Source organism: Hyphococcus flavus (assembly GCF_028748065.1).
GTDB classification, from domain to species: Bacteria; Pseudomonadota; Alphaproteobacteria; order Caulobacterales; family Parvularculaceae; genus Hyphococcus; species Hyphococcus flavus.
Genome location: NZ_CP118166.1, coordinates 3333453 through 3347482 on the forward strand (window position 1 = coordinate 3333453; position 14030 = coordinate 3347482).

16 protein-coding genes are annotated in these 14030 nt (G+C 56.1%); 6 read left to right on the forward strand and 10 right to left on the reverse strand.

Features of this window, described 5'->3' with window-relative positions:
* Position 1: 1 nt before the first annotated feature.
* Positions 2 to 718: a GGDEF domain-containing protein gene (locus PUV54_RS15915; protein ID WP_274493326.1), complete on the reverse strand. Its 717-nt coding sequence runs from the start codon at positions 716 to 718 to the stop codon at positions 2 to 4.
* Positions 719 to 1140: 422 nt separating this feature from the next.
* Here PUV54_RS15915 and purE point away from each other — a divergent pair, with 422 nt between their 5' ends.
* Positions 1141 to 1638, forward strand: coding sequence for a 5-(carboxyamino)imidazole ribonucleotide mutase (gene purE / locus PUV54_RS15920; RefSeq protein WP_274493327.1), 498 nt, complete (start codon positions 1141 to 1143; stop codon positions 1636 to 1638).
* Positions 1639 to 1651: 13 nt separating this feature from the next.
* Entirely contained in the window at positions 1652 to 2749 is a 1098-nt protein-coding gene (locus tag PUV54_RS15925) for a 5-(carboxyamino)imidazole ribonucleotide synthase (RefSeq protein WP_420797969.1), read from the forward strand.
* On the opposite strand, the gene PUV54_RS15930 is transcribed toward PUV54_RS15925, so the two are convergent.
* Positions 2739 to 3536 (reverse strand): COQ9 family protein, encoded by a 798-nt coding sequence (locus PUV54_RS15930; protein WP_274493329.1) that lies wholly within the window; start codon positions 3534 to 3536, stop codon positions 2739 to 2741. The genes PUV54_RS15925 and PUV54_RS15930 overlap by 11 nt on opposite strands.
* Before the next feature lie 83 nt (positions 3537 to 3619).
* On the opposite strand from PUV54_RS15930, the gene rpsU reads away from it, so the two are divergent.
* The 3 genes from rpsU (at position 3620) to PUV54_RS15945 (ending at position 5386) form a co-directional block, all read left to right on the forward strand.
* Entirely contained in the window at positions 3620 to 3829 is a 210-nt protein-coding gene (gene rpsU, locus PUV54_RS15935) for a 30S ribosomal protein S21 (RefSeq protein ID WP_274493330.1), read from the forward strand.
* 141 nt (positions 3830 to 3970) lie between these two features.
* A complete protein-coding gene (locus tag PUV54_RS15940) occupies positions 3971 to 4093 on the forward strand; it encodes an entericidin A/B family lipoprotein (RefSeq protein WP_274493331.1) in 123 nt (40 codons plus the stop codon).
* 204 nt (positions 4094 to 4297) lie between these two features.
* A complete protein-coding gene (locus PUV54_RS15945) occupies positions 4298 to 5386 on the forward strand; it encodes a MipA/OmpV family protein (protein ID WP_274493332.1) in 1089 nt (362 codons plus the stop codon).
* Between the two features lie 174 nt (positions 5387 to 5560).
* Here PUV54_RS15945 and PUV54_RS15950 read toward each other — a convergent pair whose 3' ends face one another.
* From PUV54_RS15950 to PUV54_RS15975, 6 genes are all read right to left on the reverse strand, one after another.
* Positions 5561 to 6505, reverse strand: coding sequence for a class I SAM-dependent methyltransferase (locus PUV54_RS15950; protein ID WP_274493333.1), 945 nt, complete (start codon positions 6503 to 6505; stop codon positions 5561 to 5563).
* 128 nt (positions 6506 to 6633) lie between these two features.
* Positions 6634 to 8034, reverse strand: coding sequence for an NAD(P)(+) transhydrogenase (Re/Si-specific) subunit beta (locus tag PUV54_RS15955; RefSeq protein ID WP_274493334.1), 1401 nt, complete (start codon positions 8032 to 8034; stop codon positions 6634 to 6636).
* A 6-nt stretch (positions 8035 to 8040) separates the two neighbouring features.
* Positions 8041 to 8514, reverse strand: coding sequence for an NAD(P) transhydrogenase subunit alpha part 2 (locus PUV54_RS16710; protein ID WP_274493335.1), 474 nt, complete (start codon positions 8512 to 8514; stop codon positions 8041 to 8043).
* A 27-nt stretch (positions 8515 to 8541) separates the two neighbouring features.
* Entirely contained in the window at positions 8542 to 9783 is a 1242-nt protein-coding gene (locus PUV54_RS15965) for a Re/Si-specific NAD(P)(+) transhydrogenase subunit alpha (protein ID WP_274493336.1), read from the reverse strand.
* Positions 9784 to 9810: 27 nt separating this feature from the next.
* Positions 9811 to 10038, reverse strand: coding sequence for a hypothetical protein (locus PUV54_RS15970; RefSeq protein WP_274493337.1), 228 nt, complete (start codon positions 10036 to 10038; stop codon positions 9811 to 9813).
* Positions 10039 to 10097: 59 nt separating this feature from the next.
* Positions 10098 to 11084 (reverse strand): alpha/beta fold hydrolase, encoded by a 987-nt coding sequence (locus PUV54_RS15975; protein ID WP_274493338.1) that lies wholly within the window; start codon positions 11082 to 11084, stop codon positions 10098 to 10100.
* Positions 11085 to 11325: 241 nt separating this feature from the next.
* Here PUV54_RS15975 and PUV54_RS15980 point away from each other — a divergent pair, with 241 nt between their 5' ends.
* Positions 11326 to 12810, forward strand: a complete 1485-nt coding sequence (locus PUV54_RS15980; protein WP_274493339.1) for a sigma-54-dependent transcriptional regulator — start codon at positions 11326 to 11328, stop codon at positions 12808 to 12810.
* Between the two features lie 12 nt (positions 12811 to 12822).
* Here PUV54_RS15980 and PUV54_RS15985 read toward each other — a convergent pair whose 3' ends face one another.
* Both PUV54_RS15985 and PUV54_RS15990 read right to left on the reverse strand, forming a co-directional pair.
* The gene (locus tag PUV54_RS15985) at positions 12823 to 13086 is read right to left on the reverse strand and encodes a DUF2312 domain-containing protein (RefSeq protein ID WP_274493340.1); all 264 of its coding nucleotides are present in this window, start codon (positions 13084 to 13086) and stop codon (positions 12823 to 12825) included.
* Positions 13087 to 13455: 369 nt separating this feature from the next.
* A complete protein-coding gene (locus PUV54_RS15990) occupies positions 13456 to 13971 on the reverse strand; it encodes a tetratricopeptide repeat protein (RefSeq protein ID WP_274493341.1) in 516 nt (171 codons plus the stop codon).
* Between the last annotated feature and the right edge of the window lie 59 nt (positions 13972 to 14030).

Consider the following 14030-nt stretch of genomic DNA (forward strand, 5'->3'; position numbering starts at 1 on the left):
TTTAACCTGCGTTCTTGCGCGATTTTACGTCATACATGGCGCTGTCAGCGCGCTCCATGGTCTCGTCAACGGAATGGCCTTTTATGATTTCCACCACGCCGCAAGACACGGACGCGGTAAATGCATCACCTTTCCATGAGACCGGCGACGCTGAAACGGCGCGAGACAATTCTTCTGCTTTATGTTCCGCTGTCGCTTGATCGGCTTGCGTCAACAACAATCCAAATTCATCGCCGCCTAATCTTCCGAGTACGTCGGTTTGCCGAATATTTGAGGAAATGACACTCGCGATATGGCGCAACGCCGCATCACCGGCATGATGCCCCATGGAGTCATTGATTTTTTTGAGATCGTTCAGATCAATGAAAACGAGGCTGGCGCGCATATCGTACCGGTCAATCATCGCCATTGTACGGTCGAGTTCGCGCACGAATGCACGCCGGTTGAAAACGTCCAACAAAGGATCGCGATCAGCGAGTTTTTCGAGATTGCCGACCCGGTCGCGCGCCTCGGCCAGTTCCGCACGCAGTGACTGAACCTCGCTCATTAGCGCCGTCAACGCCTCGCGCACTTTCGGCGTCAGTTCAGCTTCCGGCACGCCGGAAATAACCGTTTGGTCCGATAAAGTTGTAACGCCCTCGCTGCGCACTCCACCCGCTGCCGGCCTCCGGCCGACTTTAACGCCAGCATAGGCCTTTGACGCGTCGCCAATCTTCATTTCGCTTCCCCAACGGTCTGTTTCCCAATGCAATGACCGTCACACGGGAAATGACCATAAACTGATTGCCAGCGTCCTGCTAGCGTTCGCACAGCAGCGCCCGCCCCTGGAAATCACGCAGTTGTGTAGGCGAAAACATACATCATTTCCGAGTGTTAATATTCGAATCACGGCTTGGCGCATTCGCCGCACGCTTCGCCGCAGGTCTCTTGTGACAAACGTCGCTGCGGACCAGTTTGGTTTTTGCGGATCAGGTCGTGTGAAGTCCCCTTCTATATCGCGACCAGCTCCCGCGTCCGGTGAGAGGAGGCGCTAGTCCTCGCGCCCCCGTCTTAAAGGCTGGCGTCTCCTCGTTCCGAACCTTTGCTTGCACCTTCCCTCCCCGCTGCTATAAGCGCCGTTTTTCTGCGGCGGAGATATTCATGGCTGCGACCGGCAATCAGCCGAAAATCGGCGTCATCATGGGCTCGCGTTCGGACTGGCCGACCATGAAACGCGCTGCAGAGATGCTTGATCAACTGTCGGCGCCTTATGAGACGATGATTGTGTCGGCGCACCGCACGCCCAAGCGGTTGTACGAATACGCTCAAAACGCGAAGGCGCGCGGCCTGAAAACGATTATCGCCGGTGCGGGCGGCGCCGCTCACCTCCCCGGCATGGTGGCCTCGCTGACGCCGCTGCCGGTGATAGGCGTGCCGATCCAGTCAAAATCACTCAAAGGGCTCGATAGTTTGCTGTCGATCGTGCAAATGCCGGCTGGGGTCCCCGTCGCCACAGTAGCGATTGGCGAAGCAGGTGCGGCTAACGCCGGCATATTGGCCGCTTCCATTCTTGCAACAAATGATGACAAGCTCGCCAAACGCCTAGAGGAATGGCGTGAAAAGCAAACCGCTTCTGTTGCAGAAACCGTCGAAGACTAGCGCTGCGGACAGCATGATCGTCGAACCAAATGGAACTATAGGCATACTCGGCGGGGGCCAGCTTGGCCGCATGCTGGCCAATGCCGCATCGCAGTTAGGCTTGCGCACGCATGTCTTTTGTCCCGAGGAGAGTTCGCCGGCGTTCGAGGTTTGTGCGGGTATTACTGTCGCCGCCTATGACGACCAGGCATCGCTTTCTGCCTTCGCCAAGGCCGTAGATGTCATCACCTATGAATTTGAAAACGTCCCGGCGGACACCGTCGCTTTTCTAGAAGCGCAAGGCGCAATCGTCCGTCCCGGCGCAAAAGCGCTGAAAACCGCTCAAGACAGGCTGCATGAAAAAGAATTCGTCCGCGCCATTGGCGCAGATACCGCCGACTTTCATCCTGTTGATGATCTGAAATCTCTCAAAGCAGGTCTCGACAAGGTCGGCCGCCCGGCGATCTTGAAAACACGGCGTTTAGGCTATGACGGCAAAGGGCAAACTCGAATCACAACGGACGATTCCGATCTCTCTGCGGCGTATGACAAAGCAATCGAATTCGCCTGGGCAGAGGTTGGGGCCGCACCATCGATTCTGGAAGGTTTCATCCCCTTTGAAAGAGAGATATCCGTCATTGGCGCACGCAGCCATGACGGCGAGATCAGACTGTTCGATCCGGCTGAAAACGTTCATCGCAACGGCATTCTAAAAACATCGACAGTCCCTGCATCGACATCAGAAGAAACGAACGAAAAGGCGTTTACAGTCACCCGCAAGATGCTTGAGGAACTCGATTACGTGGGCGTCATCGGAGTGGAGTTTTTCGTCCTGCCGGATGGCGACATTCTGGTGAACGAATATGCACCGCGCGTTCATAATTCCGGGCATTGGACGCAAGACGCCTGCGCGGTCTCGCAATTCGAGCAGCATATTCGCGCTGTGGCCGGATGGCCACTCGGCGATCCGGTCATACATTCAAGCGCCGTAATGGAAAACCTGATTGGCGCCGAAGTGAAAAACTGGCGGTCACTGGCGCAAGAAAAAAATGCATGCGTTCATCTATACGGAAAGAGCGAGGCGCGCGATGGCCGCAAGATGGGACATGTGACGCGCTTGGCTATGAACTAGAGGATCCACCGGCCGGATACCGCATCCGCGCCAGCCATTCGATCGGTTTTTTCGGATCGATATTCAGTCCACGAATTTTCGCTTTGGCTTTTTCGATCTGCATCACGTTTTCGATGCGCGCGTCCAGAAACGCCCTCGTGGCGTTTTCCTCTTCGCTATCGTCGGCCAGCCAACGTGCAAAGGTGCATGTCCACACGCCCGTCAGAATCCCGCGCTTGGAATAATAGTTGAAGTCGGTGGACTTATCGCCGAGCCCGCGCCAGATCGTATCGGCCGTCGACCAGGAGAGATTCGCCGCCAGCGGCGCATAGTGCGGCAGGGCGAGCGTCGCGGCGGCCCGGCGCGCCGCTTCCTTATGCGAGCGTAGAATGTCCAGCCTGGCACTTACAGCAAAGGCCACCTTCTCGCGGATTTTGAGGCCCGAAAATTCCGGGGCCCTCATCCGCTCGCTCATCTCCTGATCAGTCATGGCCGACCAGAATTTCAGGGCGCTTCGCACACCTTCCGGAAACGCCGCTTTTTGGACAGACCTGTCGAAGCCTGCATCCCTCGCCGCCGCACTAAGCGCACCATCCGTCCAGCCGTCGAACGGCGCCCGGCTCAGTATTTCCGCCAGTATCGCTTGCCGGGCAGCCTCAAACCCATCGCCATCAGGGCTTTGAAGGGGTGTTTCCGGCTTTTTTGGGCTTTGTGTGTGTGGCATTTTTACAGGCTTTCGGTGCGCCCGGTGATTGTAGACAATCGCCAGCGCCTTTGGTATAGGCCCCAACGCCTCAGGCGTCTGCATGAAACAGACGTCATGAGCTGGTTTGTTGTTCGCGTCGCGGCCAGAGCCCGTGACGTTTTTATTTGAAAGGGAGGCGTGCCGCCTTGGTCCAGATCTTTGTCCGCGACAACAATGTCGAACAGGCCCTCAAAGCGCTCAAAAAGAAGATGCAGCGCGAAGGGACATTCCGGGAAATGAAGCGCCGGAAATTTTACGAAAAACCGTCCGAAAAGAAGGCCCGCCAGAAAGCGGAAGCCGTTCGCCGCGCACGCAAGCTGATCCGCAAGCGTCTGCAGCGCGAAGGCGCGCTTTAGGGCTTTTCTTCAAATAGCGCCTTAAGCTGCTATAAATATTACATTATTTAAATATGTTGAGGGGGCGCTTCAGGCCCCCTTTCGTTTCCTGACGCTGCATCGCATAATCAGCTATCAAATTCAGATTTCAGGGTCTTGGACATGCGTATTTTGACGATTTTGTTTGCAATCGCTTTCTTCCTGTCAGCTTGCGAGACCATCAAAGGCGCCGGTCGCGACATAACCAATGCCGGTGAAGCCATCGACGACGCGGTCGATAAATAACGCCGTTTACCACACTATCGCAGCGACTCTGCGGATTTTCAGCCTCGAATCGGCTGAAAATAACGAAAATTAAGAATTTCTTTTTCATAATCGCCACAATATCCGCTGTGGTTTGTGGCAAATGGGCGCTTGTCGGCCTGTATCCGCCTCAATATGGTTAATGCGATCCAGAAACGAGGCTGTAGCGTGAGAAGGGGAATAAAGATGAAATTGCGCGCTTTGGGGATGATAGCGCTGCTCACGGGCGTCAGCATGTCGGCGGCCTCGCCCGCCCTCGCCCAGCGGCAAATCGATGACCCCAAACTCAGCCCTATGCTGTTCGGTCCAACGGAAAAAGAAAAGCGCGAAAAAGCGCGTCAGGAACGTGAAGAGCACGAGCGCGAAATAGAAGAAGCGCTGATCCTGACATCGGAGCAGGAGCAAGACGCAAACTTGCTGGATGAGCCGAAAACGCGCCCGCTATTATTCGGCGACCACAAGGACGGCGAAGATCTGGTTGGCGGTTCGATTACGCTCGGCGAAGAAGACAATGACCGGCGTTATTTCGGGATTTTGACGTTTCTTATTCCCGATGAAACGAACCTCTCCATCGGTGTTGGGCCCGTCTATGAGCCTGACTATTTCGGCTCCAATGATTACGAATTTAACGCCGACCCTCAGGTGTATGTGAAATTTCGCAACTTCGTCTTCCTGGATGACGATGGCGCTGACTTCGCATTGTTCGGGTTTTCCCGTTTCCGGTTTGGCCCATCAATCAGAATTCGCGGCCGCCGCGACCAGGACGAGAACGCCGCCCTGCAGGGGCTGGGCGATGTGGGCACCACGTTTGAGCTTGGCGGCTTTGCGTCGACAACTTTCCTCGATCGTTTTGCCGTGAAGGCGAAGGTTCGCCATGGCATCAAGACCGGCCATCGCGGCACGATCGTTGATGGGTATTTGACCGCGCTGATTTTCAGGGCGGGTCCTGTTTCCTTTTCGACGAGCGGTCATGCAAGCTGGATTGGCGATAACTTTGCCGATGCGTATTTCACCGTAACGCCGGAGCAATCGGCTGCGTCGGGCGGCCTGCTAGGCGTTTATGACGCCGACTCAGGGTTCAGAAATGTCGGCGGCAGTGTGAACGCCTATATCAACATTCGTGACCGGTGGTCGCTCAATCCTTACGCCAGCTACAACTACATTTTCGACGATTACGCCGCGACGCCGATAATTTCGCAATTCGGCGACCGGAATCAATTCCGGGTTGGCTTTCACTTGATGCGTGAATTCACTTTTGGCGGTTCGGGCCGCTAGAGCGCGTCCACAAAAAGTGTGCGCGTTTTTTGGGTTCGGACGCGCGACCACAAAAGAACCTAGACTGCGTTTTTGATTCGACAAGAAGTGAACGCAGTCTAGGTAAAAACAAGTGATATAAAAAAGAAAACGCGGCGCATTTCAGCGCCGCGTTTTTTTGTGCTGATTTCGCGTTTATTCCGGCTTGCGGAACTTCAGCGTCATACGGTCAGATTCGCCAATTGCTTCCATCTCGGCCCGAAGCTCAGGGTTATCCCGGCTTGTTCCCAACGACGGCGGCAACCGCCAAACGATATCATCAGTTGTCGGCTGATCAGCCGGATTGGCATTAATCTCACTGGAGTCGACAAGTTCAAAACCGGCGTTTTCAAATACTGACACGACCTGTGATTGCTTGACGTAACCAGCGTTGCCGATCGCCCATTCGTCTGGCGAATCTTCAGACGCACGGTGCTGAACCACGCCGACAATGCCGCCAGGTTTGAGAACCATATTGATGTCAGCAAGCGCTTCAGTGAAAAAGCGGCCTTCCTCAAGCCGGTTGAAATGGTGCGCGGCGCGCATCATCAGCACGACGTCTACGGTACCAGCCATGCTCTCCGGCGCAGAACCAAAAACGAAGGCGTCTACTGCCGGACCATTTTCTCCTGCAGCCGCTTCAGCCGCAGCAACATACTGATCGGCCCAGCTTCTTCTGTTTTCCAGAAACTCTTCCGTGGCGAAGTTCGTAAACAACGGCCACATTTCCATGGAATAGTCAGCGCCGATTATCTTTCCGTCTTCACCGAGATACGGGATCAGAATATTACCGTACCAGCCAGGCTCGCCCGGCAGGGAATCGACAACTGTCATGCCCGGCTCGACGCCAAAAAATTCCAGCGTCTCTTTTGGATTACGATATTGATAACGTGCTTTGACGTCATCGGACTGTGCGGCAAGAACCGCGTCAAGCTTTTCCGACGCCGTCATCGCATCACTGGCTTCATCGTTGGTTTCAACGACTTCGGTTTCGCTCGTCATCTCAGATGTATTTGAATCAGATGATTCAGTCGTGCTGCCTGATTGTTGACCACAAGCAGCAAGGGCGAGCGCCGCGGCGCTCGTAAGTAGGTATTTCATGCGTGCAACCCCTAATTTGTGGTAGGGGGCTTGTACCAAGGCCCGGCAAATTCGCCAACAAGGGCTATTCAAGCCGCATCAGGGACGCGCCGCCATGGCCCTTCACGTTTCTGTGAGAGTTTCCAGACCTATAGCGCCTTTACGATCTCCTCGCACATTTTCTTGGCGTCGGAGAAAAGCATCATCGTGTTGTCGCGGAAGAACAATTCGTTTTGCACGCCAGCGTAACCGGACGCCATGCCGCGTTTGACGAACAGCACAGTTCCGGCGTTCTCAACGTCGAGAATTGGCATGCCGTAGATAGGCGACGCTGTATCCGTTTTCGCCGCCGGGTTGGTTACGTCGTTGGCGCCGATAACAAACGCCACATCCGCCGTCCGGAATTCGGCGTTGATGTCTTCAAGTTCGAAAACTTCATCGTAAGGCACCTGCGCTTCCGCCAGCAGCACGTTCATGTGACCAGGCATGCGGCCGGCAACCGGATGGATGGCGTATTTCACTTCGACGCCTTCCTTTTTCAGCTTGTCGGCCATTTCCTTCAGCGCGTGCTGGGCCTGCGCCACCGCCATGCCGTAACCGGGAACGATGATTACCTTGTTAGCGTTCTTCATGATGAATGCCGCGTCGTCAGCAGAACCCTGCTTGACCGGACGTTCTTCACCGTCGCCTGCGCCGGCAACTGCATCCTCTCCGCCGAAACCGCCAAGAATGACGGAAACGAAGGACCGGTTCATACCTTTGCACATGATGTAAGACAGGATGGCGCCCGATGAGCCGACAAGCGCGCCGGTGATGATCAGCGCCATGTTTTCAAGCGTGAAGCCAATGCCTGCCGCCGCCCAGCCGGAATAGGAATTGAGCATCGAAACCACAACAGGCATGTCGGCGCCGCCGATAGGGATGATGATCAGGAAGCCCAGAATAAATGCGAGCAGCGTCAGCCAGAAGAACACCCATGCCGACTGCTCAAAGGTCATCAGCATGCCCATGAGCAGCACTATCGCCGCGGCGAGCGCAAGATTGATCACATGGCGCGACGGCAACAGGATCGGTTTGCCGGACATATTGCCGTTCAATTTCGCAAAAGCGATCACCGAACCGGAAAAGGTGATAGCGCCGATAGCCACCCCGAGCGACATTTCAATAATCGATTGAAGGTGGATGTGTCCCGGCTCGCCAATGCCGAAAGCTTTCGGCGCCAGAAACGCCGCCCATGCGATAAACACCGCCGAAAGACCGACAAGCGAGTGGAACGCCGCCACAAGCTGCGGCATGGCCGTCATCGGAATTTTGCGAGCGATATAAGCGCCCGGCACGGCGCCGGCGGCAACCGCCAGAAGAACCAGAAACCACGTGCCGAACCCTTTGTTCTCAAGCACGAACAAGGTCGTCACGACGGCTATGCCCATGCCGATCATGCCGAAACGATTGCCCTGGCGCGATGTTTCCGGCGAGGAAAGCCCGCGCAACGCAAGAATGAAAAGAATGCCTGCGGCGACGTAGAGAAGCGCTGGAAGATTATCAGCCATGATCGCCTACCGCTCCTTCTTCTTGTACATCGCCAGCATTCGCTGGGTGACTAAAAACCCGCCAAATATGTTGACACTGGCAAGCGCCACTCCTGCAAAACCCAATGCTTTTGACCAGCCGCCTGCAGCGGATTCAGTCAAATCAGCGCCCAGTGCAATCAGCGCACCGACAATCACAACCGATGAAATAGCATTGGTGACCGACATGAGTGGCGTGTGCAGCGCCGGCGTCACAGACCAGACGACGTAGTAACCAACAAAAATCGCGAGTATGAAAATTGTCAGGAGAAAAACGAAATCCGAAATGGGGCTCGCCGCCGCAAGAATAGCAAGCTGATCGGCGATAGTTCGCGCCTGCTCTGCCGCGGCGGCCGCCGTTTCGGCATTGCCTGTGGCATTCGCAGCAGCCGCCTCTGCGGCTTGCGCAGCCTGTTCAGCGGATTGCGCAGCTTCTTCGATCTGTTCTCTCTTATCCTGCATGGCCTGTCGGCTCCTTTAGGGACTGAGCTATTCTTTTGGCGGCGATGAAACGTCTGGCGCGTCTTCGGGCGCAGCCTCATTCGTTGCATCGAGGTCAAGCGTTTCAGGTTCAGCGGCGGCTGGCGGCGCTTCGGCTTTGACTTCCTCAAACGCCGGATGAACGACCGCGCCGTCTCGCGTCAACGCAATGCCTTTGATGATGGCATCCTCAGGATCGGCGACGAATACATTCGTTTCCTTGTCGTAGAACGCCGAGACGAAGTTATAGATGTTGCGCGCGTAAAGGCTCGATGCATCAGCCGCCAGACGCCCTGGCACGTTCTTGAAGCCCAAGATGGTCACGCCGCCGGTTTCAATCGCCTCGCCCGCTCGTGAAAGCTCTACGTTGCCGCCCGCTTCAACCGCCAGATCGACGACGACTGATCCTGCTTTCATGCCATGCACCATGTCGGCGCTGACAAGCCTTGGCGCCGGACGGCCGGGTATAAGCGCCGTGGTGATGACGATATCCTGTTTCTTTATATGCTCGGCGACAAATTCCGCCTGACGCTTTTGAAAGTCTTCCGACATTTCTTTGGCGTAGCCGCCTTCGGTCTCGGCTTCTTTCATGGCTTCTTCATCGACAGTGACGAAGGTCGCGCCGAGACTTTCGACCTGTTCTTTCGCAGCGAAGCGAACGTCAGTCGCCGAAACAACAGCGCCGAGACGACGCGCCGTTGCGATCGCCTGAAGCCCTGCAACACCGGCGCCCATGATGAAAACCTTCGCCGCAGCAATTGTGCCCGCTGCTGTCATCATCATCGGCAATGCGCGTCCGTAATATGCAGCCGCGTCAATCACCGCCTTGTATCCAGCAAGGTTCGATTGCGACGACAAAACATCCATCGACTGCGCACGCGTAATACGCGGCATCAAGTCCATGGCCATGGCGTCAACACCGAGACGCGCATAAGAACCAATCGAATCCGGATCGTTGAATGGCGATAAAATTGCAATCAGTTTTGATCCGCGGCTAACGACACGCAATTCCTCGCTTGAGGGCGCAAGCACTTTGATCACCAGGTCCGCGCTTTGTGCAGCATCCGCCGCACTGGGACTGATTTCCGCACCCGCTGCTGAATAATCAGCATCTGCAAATCGCGCTGCCTCTCCCGCACCTGATTGAACGGTGACAGCAGCGCCGAGAGCGGTAAATTTTTTGACGGTCTCTGGTGTCGCCGCAACCCGGGTTTCACCGGACCGCGTTTCTTTCAGAACGGCTATTTTCATCTGGCCTCCAGCGGCTGAACCGCCGCTTTAGTGATGCGAGAAGAACATTTTCACAATGATATGGGAAAGCACGTAAACGGCGACGCCTGCAAGGATAGACAGCAAAACGCCATTCGCCATGACGAGACTGGTGAACATCATGGTGAGCCCGAGCGCGCCCGGCACGCCGACCTCAGTCGCGGCGCCCATTATACCGTCATAGGATTTCTTGTGTTCCTCGGCGTCTTGAAGTCGTTGCGTAGCTTCGTCAGTCATTAGTCACCCCGTCAATTTCCTCCATGTTTTGAAGGATTTCAGTAGGTTGGGCAAGACTCTCAGACGCCGAATCGCACCGGCCAGGCGCTGAGAAGCGTTCTCAAGGTCGAGATGAACGCCATGGGCTGATCCATCATCAGATGGTGATAGGCGTCGGGGATCGTGACAAACGGCGAGCGCCCGCGCGCCTGGCTTTCCAGATGCGCAATACCGTCGCCCTGGGCGAACATGGATTTTTCCCCATAGATGAATGCGAGCGGACAGCGCGCAGCCCTTAGCAGATCCCGCTCAAAATGAATTTCGAACGTGCTCTTGGGTCCGGGGTCGAATTTCCATGTCCAGCCCTCACCCTCGCCGTTTGGCATCGGCGCTGGCCGCAGTCCCTCGCGAGCGATGTAATCGAGCAAATATAAATGCTCGCCCGGTTGATTCGGCAGCAACCGAAAACGCGTGATCGGCTCTTCTTTCGTCGCGTAAACGCGCGCCGTGCGTTTGTCGTCCGGATTGGCGGGCTTGGCTTTAACGACCGTATAGCCCTCATGCGGGTCAGGCACGCCGAGCGGCGAGTCCACGACCACGGCGCCGCCAAGTCGTTCTCCTTCACGTTCCACAGCCGCAAGAGTGACCCAGCCGCCAAAACTGTGACCGACCACGATGGGACGCCCACGCGAGGCGAGCCCCGCCGCATCAATGACGGAGAAGACTTCACTTACCAGAAGGTCGAGCGAATACTTGTCCCGCCAATCGGAATCTCCCATGCCGGAAAGGTCAAGCGCGGCTACACGCCGATTCTGGGCGAAGAACGGAGCGAATGGCCGCCACCAGTTCCGGTGGGCGCGCCCGCCATGAACAAATAAAAGCCCGCGCCGTCCTTCTTCGCCCCAGGCAGTGTATTTGATCTCAGCCCCCTCAACAGTGACCGATGCTTCTTCGCACGGGGCGTTAATGGCCTTTTCAAACCATTCCGGCGCTGGCGGCCTATCACCGCCAAGATGCGCCAAAGGCCGGATCAGATCGTCGGATTTTTTTGCTTTAGATTCGCTCATGGCTCGTCAATCTTGGTTAACCTCACCTCGATAGCGCATCTTCCAACACCAGGCAAAGACTTCATCAGCGGCTCCCCGTCAGGGTAAACAAATCCTTAATTCATCCGTGCGCCAATAAATTCAAGCATTCCTTCCAAAGAGTGCCGAAAAGCGTTTCGGAATGACACGGATTTAAACCGTTCTTTACCGATATCACCGATGCTGGCGGCGATTTATTCAGTTTAGAAAGGTCCGCCCTGAAATGGTGAAAACGATTTTAATCGTCGATGATGATCCCACGCAACGCCGCCTCATGCGCGGCGTATGCGAAAAAGCGGGCTATCCTGTTTTGCAGGCAGACAGCGGTGAGAACGCCCTGTCGCTTTTACAAAGCGAGCAAGGCGCAGATATCGCGCTGATCATGCTTGACCTTCGCATGCCCGGTCTTGGCGGCATGGAAACCCTGAAACGGGCGAAGTCCTATCAGGAAGACCTGCCGGTAATTGTTCTTACCGCACAAGGCGGCATCGACACGGTTGTCGAGGCGATGCAGCTCGGAGCCGCAGACTTTTTTGTGAAACCCGCCTCGCCCGAACGCGTCATTGTTTCGATCAAAAACGCGCTCAACATCACGACGCTTAAAGGCGAAGTTTCTCGCCTGAAGCGCAAGCGCGACGGATCCATGGCTTTTAAAGATCTTGTGGGCGAGTCCAATGCGCTGCGTCACGTGATGCGCCTTGGCGAGCGCGCTGCAAGCTCTAACATTCCAATTCTTATCACCGGCGAGTCCGGTACAGGTAAGGAAATGATCGCCCGCGCCATTCAGGGCTCGTCCGACCGCGCCGGCCGGCCGTTCATTACAGTGAACTGCGGCGCCATCCCTGAGAACCTCGTCGAGAGTATTCTCTTTGGGCATGAAAAAGGTTCTTTCACTGGCGCGAGCGCAAAACATATCGGCAAATTTCAGGAAGCCGACGGCGGCACAATCTTCCTCGACGAAGTCGGCGAGTTGCCCGCCGACATGCAGGTCAAACTCCTACGGGTACTTCAGGAAGGCGAAGTTGATCCAATCGGCGCCAAGCGTCCGGTGAAAGTCGACGTGCGCGTCATTTCGGCGACGAACCGCGACCTCAGCGAAGAAGTTAAAAACGACGGCTTCCGCGAAGACCTCTTCTATCGTCTCAATGTCTTCCCGATCGAGGTGCCAGCGTTGCGCGACCGCCGCGAGGACATTCCAGCGCTGATCGATCATTTCATTCAGCGCTACAACGCTGAAGAACGCCGCGACGTGCGCGGCGTGCGGCACGAAGTGATGGACGTGCTGTCAGCATTTAACTGGCCCGGCAATGTGCGCCAGCTTGAAAACACGATCTTCCGCGCTGTTGTGCTGGCGGAAAACCCGCATCTGTCAGCGGAGGACTTCCCCCTGCTCGCCGATGCTTTTGCTGAAGCCGGAATCGAATCCGGCCCGCCGATGCTGTCGCCTGCTGAATTCGAATGCCGCGATGAACAGCCGGCGCATGTATCCGCGTCAAGCAGCGCCGATACAGACAACGAAGCGTTCGCTATTTTCGACCGCGAAGGACATTTGCGCTCCCTTCAGGAAATCGAGAAGGACCTTATCCAGGTTGCCATCGAAACCTATGAGGGCAAAATGTCGGAAGTCGCCCGGCGCCTCGGCATGGGCCGGTCAACACTTTACCGCAAACTGCGTGAGCACGATCTGGAAGTGAAACGCGCGAGCTAAATCTCGCGCGTGTTATTCGCCAATCGCCGACAGGTAGAGATCGAGCAAAGCTTCCTGTTCCTGTCGGTCGGCGCGATCCATCTTGCGGATCTTCACAACCTGACGCAGCGTTTTGACGTCATACCCCTCGCCTTTTGCTTCGGCGTAGACTTCCTTGACGTCGTTCATGATCGCCGCCTTGTCTTCTTCAAGACGCTCGACGCGTTCAATGAAAGACCGTAACCGGTCCGCTGCAATCGTTGTTGCGCCTTCTACACTCGCCGATCCGTCCGCCACGCGCTACTCCTTCAATTATCAGGATGCGGATTATTGCTCCGCTTAACTAGCCCATAGGAATAGAAAGCGGCGGCGCGCGCGCCAAGCGTAATCAACGTCAATGGGGAAAATTAAATGTCCTCGGGGAAAAGTCCCTCGGCCTGCCCCGGATCAAGTCCGGGGTTGGCCTCAGTGTACTTTCCCCCCGATTTAATTCGTAAAATTTGGCTCGAAGCAGTTCTTCGCCAAATTTTTCATGACCCTTTGCCCGCCCAGGGGGTGGGCGCTAGACTCGAAAACCGGCCAAAGGGCCGTCCCGAGGGCGGTTTTCACAGATTGAATTCTTGTAAAAGTACACCGAGCGAAGCGAGGGACTTTTGCAAGACGGTCTTATATCTCTTGACCGTCAAGTTCACGGCGCAGAACGCGGGCGCGCTGGCGCGCATTCTCATCATGCGGGTTCCATTCAAGAACCTTCTGGAACATGTCATAGGCGTCGCGTTTTTCCCCGCCGGACAAAAGAAGCTCGGCAAGGGTCGAGCGCACGTCGAAATGGCGCGGCTCAAGCTCCAGCGCGCGGGTGAAATCCTGGATGGCGCCGGGGCGGTCCTCCGTCGCGAGCCTGACATGCCCGCGCAGCGCATACCCTTGCGCGAAATTCGGTGCGAGGCCGACGACATGGTCAAGCAAGGTCAGCGAAAGGTCGAAAGCCGCATTATCAGCGCTCAGCTCTGCCCGGGCGTAAAGCAGGTCCACCGTGTCGCTGGGGGCATCGGCCCAGATCTCGAGGATCCGGCCCACATTTTCCTCAGCACGCAGGGCATCGCCGACCCGCAATTCCTCAAACAGGTGGTCGAGGCGCGGATCTGTCTGATCCGCGAAAGCGTGCCCTGAAAGCCCCGCCATCAACCCCAGAATGCAAAAAAGCCTTCGCATGAGCGAAAGCTTAAGGCGCAAACCCTTAA

Coding starts and splice junctions, on each gene's coding strand:
- PUV54_RS15980 (WP_274493339.1), top strand. CDS start 11,326: ATGGTGAAAACGATTTTAATCGTCGATGATGATCCCACGCAACGCCGC.
- PUV54_RS15945 (WP_274493332.1), top strand. CDS start 4,298: ATGAAATTGCGCGCTTTGGGGATGATAGCGCTGCTCACGGGCGTCAGC.
- PUV54_RS15930 (WP_274493329.1), bottom strand. CDS start 3,536: ATGCAGACGCCTGAGGCGTTGGGGCCTATACCAAAGGCGCTGGCGATT.
- PUV54_RS15925 (WP_420797969.1), top strand. CDS start 1,652: ATGATCGTCGAACCAAATGGAACTATAGGCATACTCGGCGGGGGCCAG.
- PUV54_RS15940 (WP_274493331.1), top strand. CDS start 3,971: ATGCGTATTTTGACGATTTTGTTTGCAATCGCTTTCTTCCTGTCAGCT.
- PUV54_RS15955 (WP_274493334.1), bottom strand. CDS start 8,034: ATGGCTGATAATCTTCCAGCGCTTCTCTACGTCGCCGCAGGCATTCTT.
- PUV54_RS16710 (WP_274493335.1), bottom strand. CDS start 8,514: ATGCAGGATAAGAGAGAACAGATCGAAGAAGCTGCGCAATCCGCTGAA.
- PUV54_RS15990 (WP_274493341.1), bottom strand. CDS start 13,971: ATGGCGGGGCTTTCAGGGCACGCTTTCGCGGATCAGACAGATCCGCGC.
- PUV54_RS15965 (WP_274493336.1), bottom strand. CDS start 9,783: ATGAAAATAGCCGTTCTGAAAGAAACGCGGTCCGGTGAAACCCGGGTT.
- PUV54_RS15970 (WP_274493337.1), bottom strand. CDS start 10,038: ATGACTGACGAAGCTACGCAACGACTTCAAGACGCCGAGGAACACAAG.
- PUV54_RS15915 (WP_274493326.1), bottom strand. CDS start 718: ATGAAGATTGGCGACGCGTCAAAGGCCTATGCTGGCGTTAAAGTCGGC.
- PUV54_RS15950 (WP_274493333.1), bottom strand. CDS start 6,505: ATGAAATACCTACTTACGAGCGCCGCGGCGCTCGCCCTTGCTGCTTGT.
- purE (WP_274493327.1), top strand. CDS start 1,141: ATGGCTGCGACCGGCAATCAGCCGAAAATCGGCGTCATCATGGGCTCG.
- PUV54_RS15975 (WP_274493338.1), bottom strand. CDS start 11,084: ATGAGCGAATCTAAAGCAAAAAAATCCGACGATCTGATCCGGCCTTTG.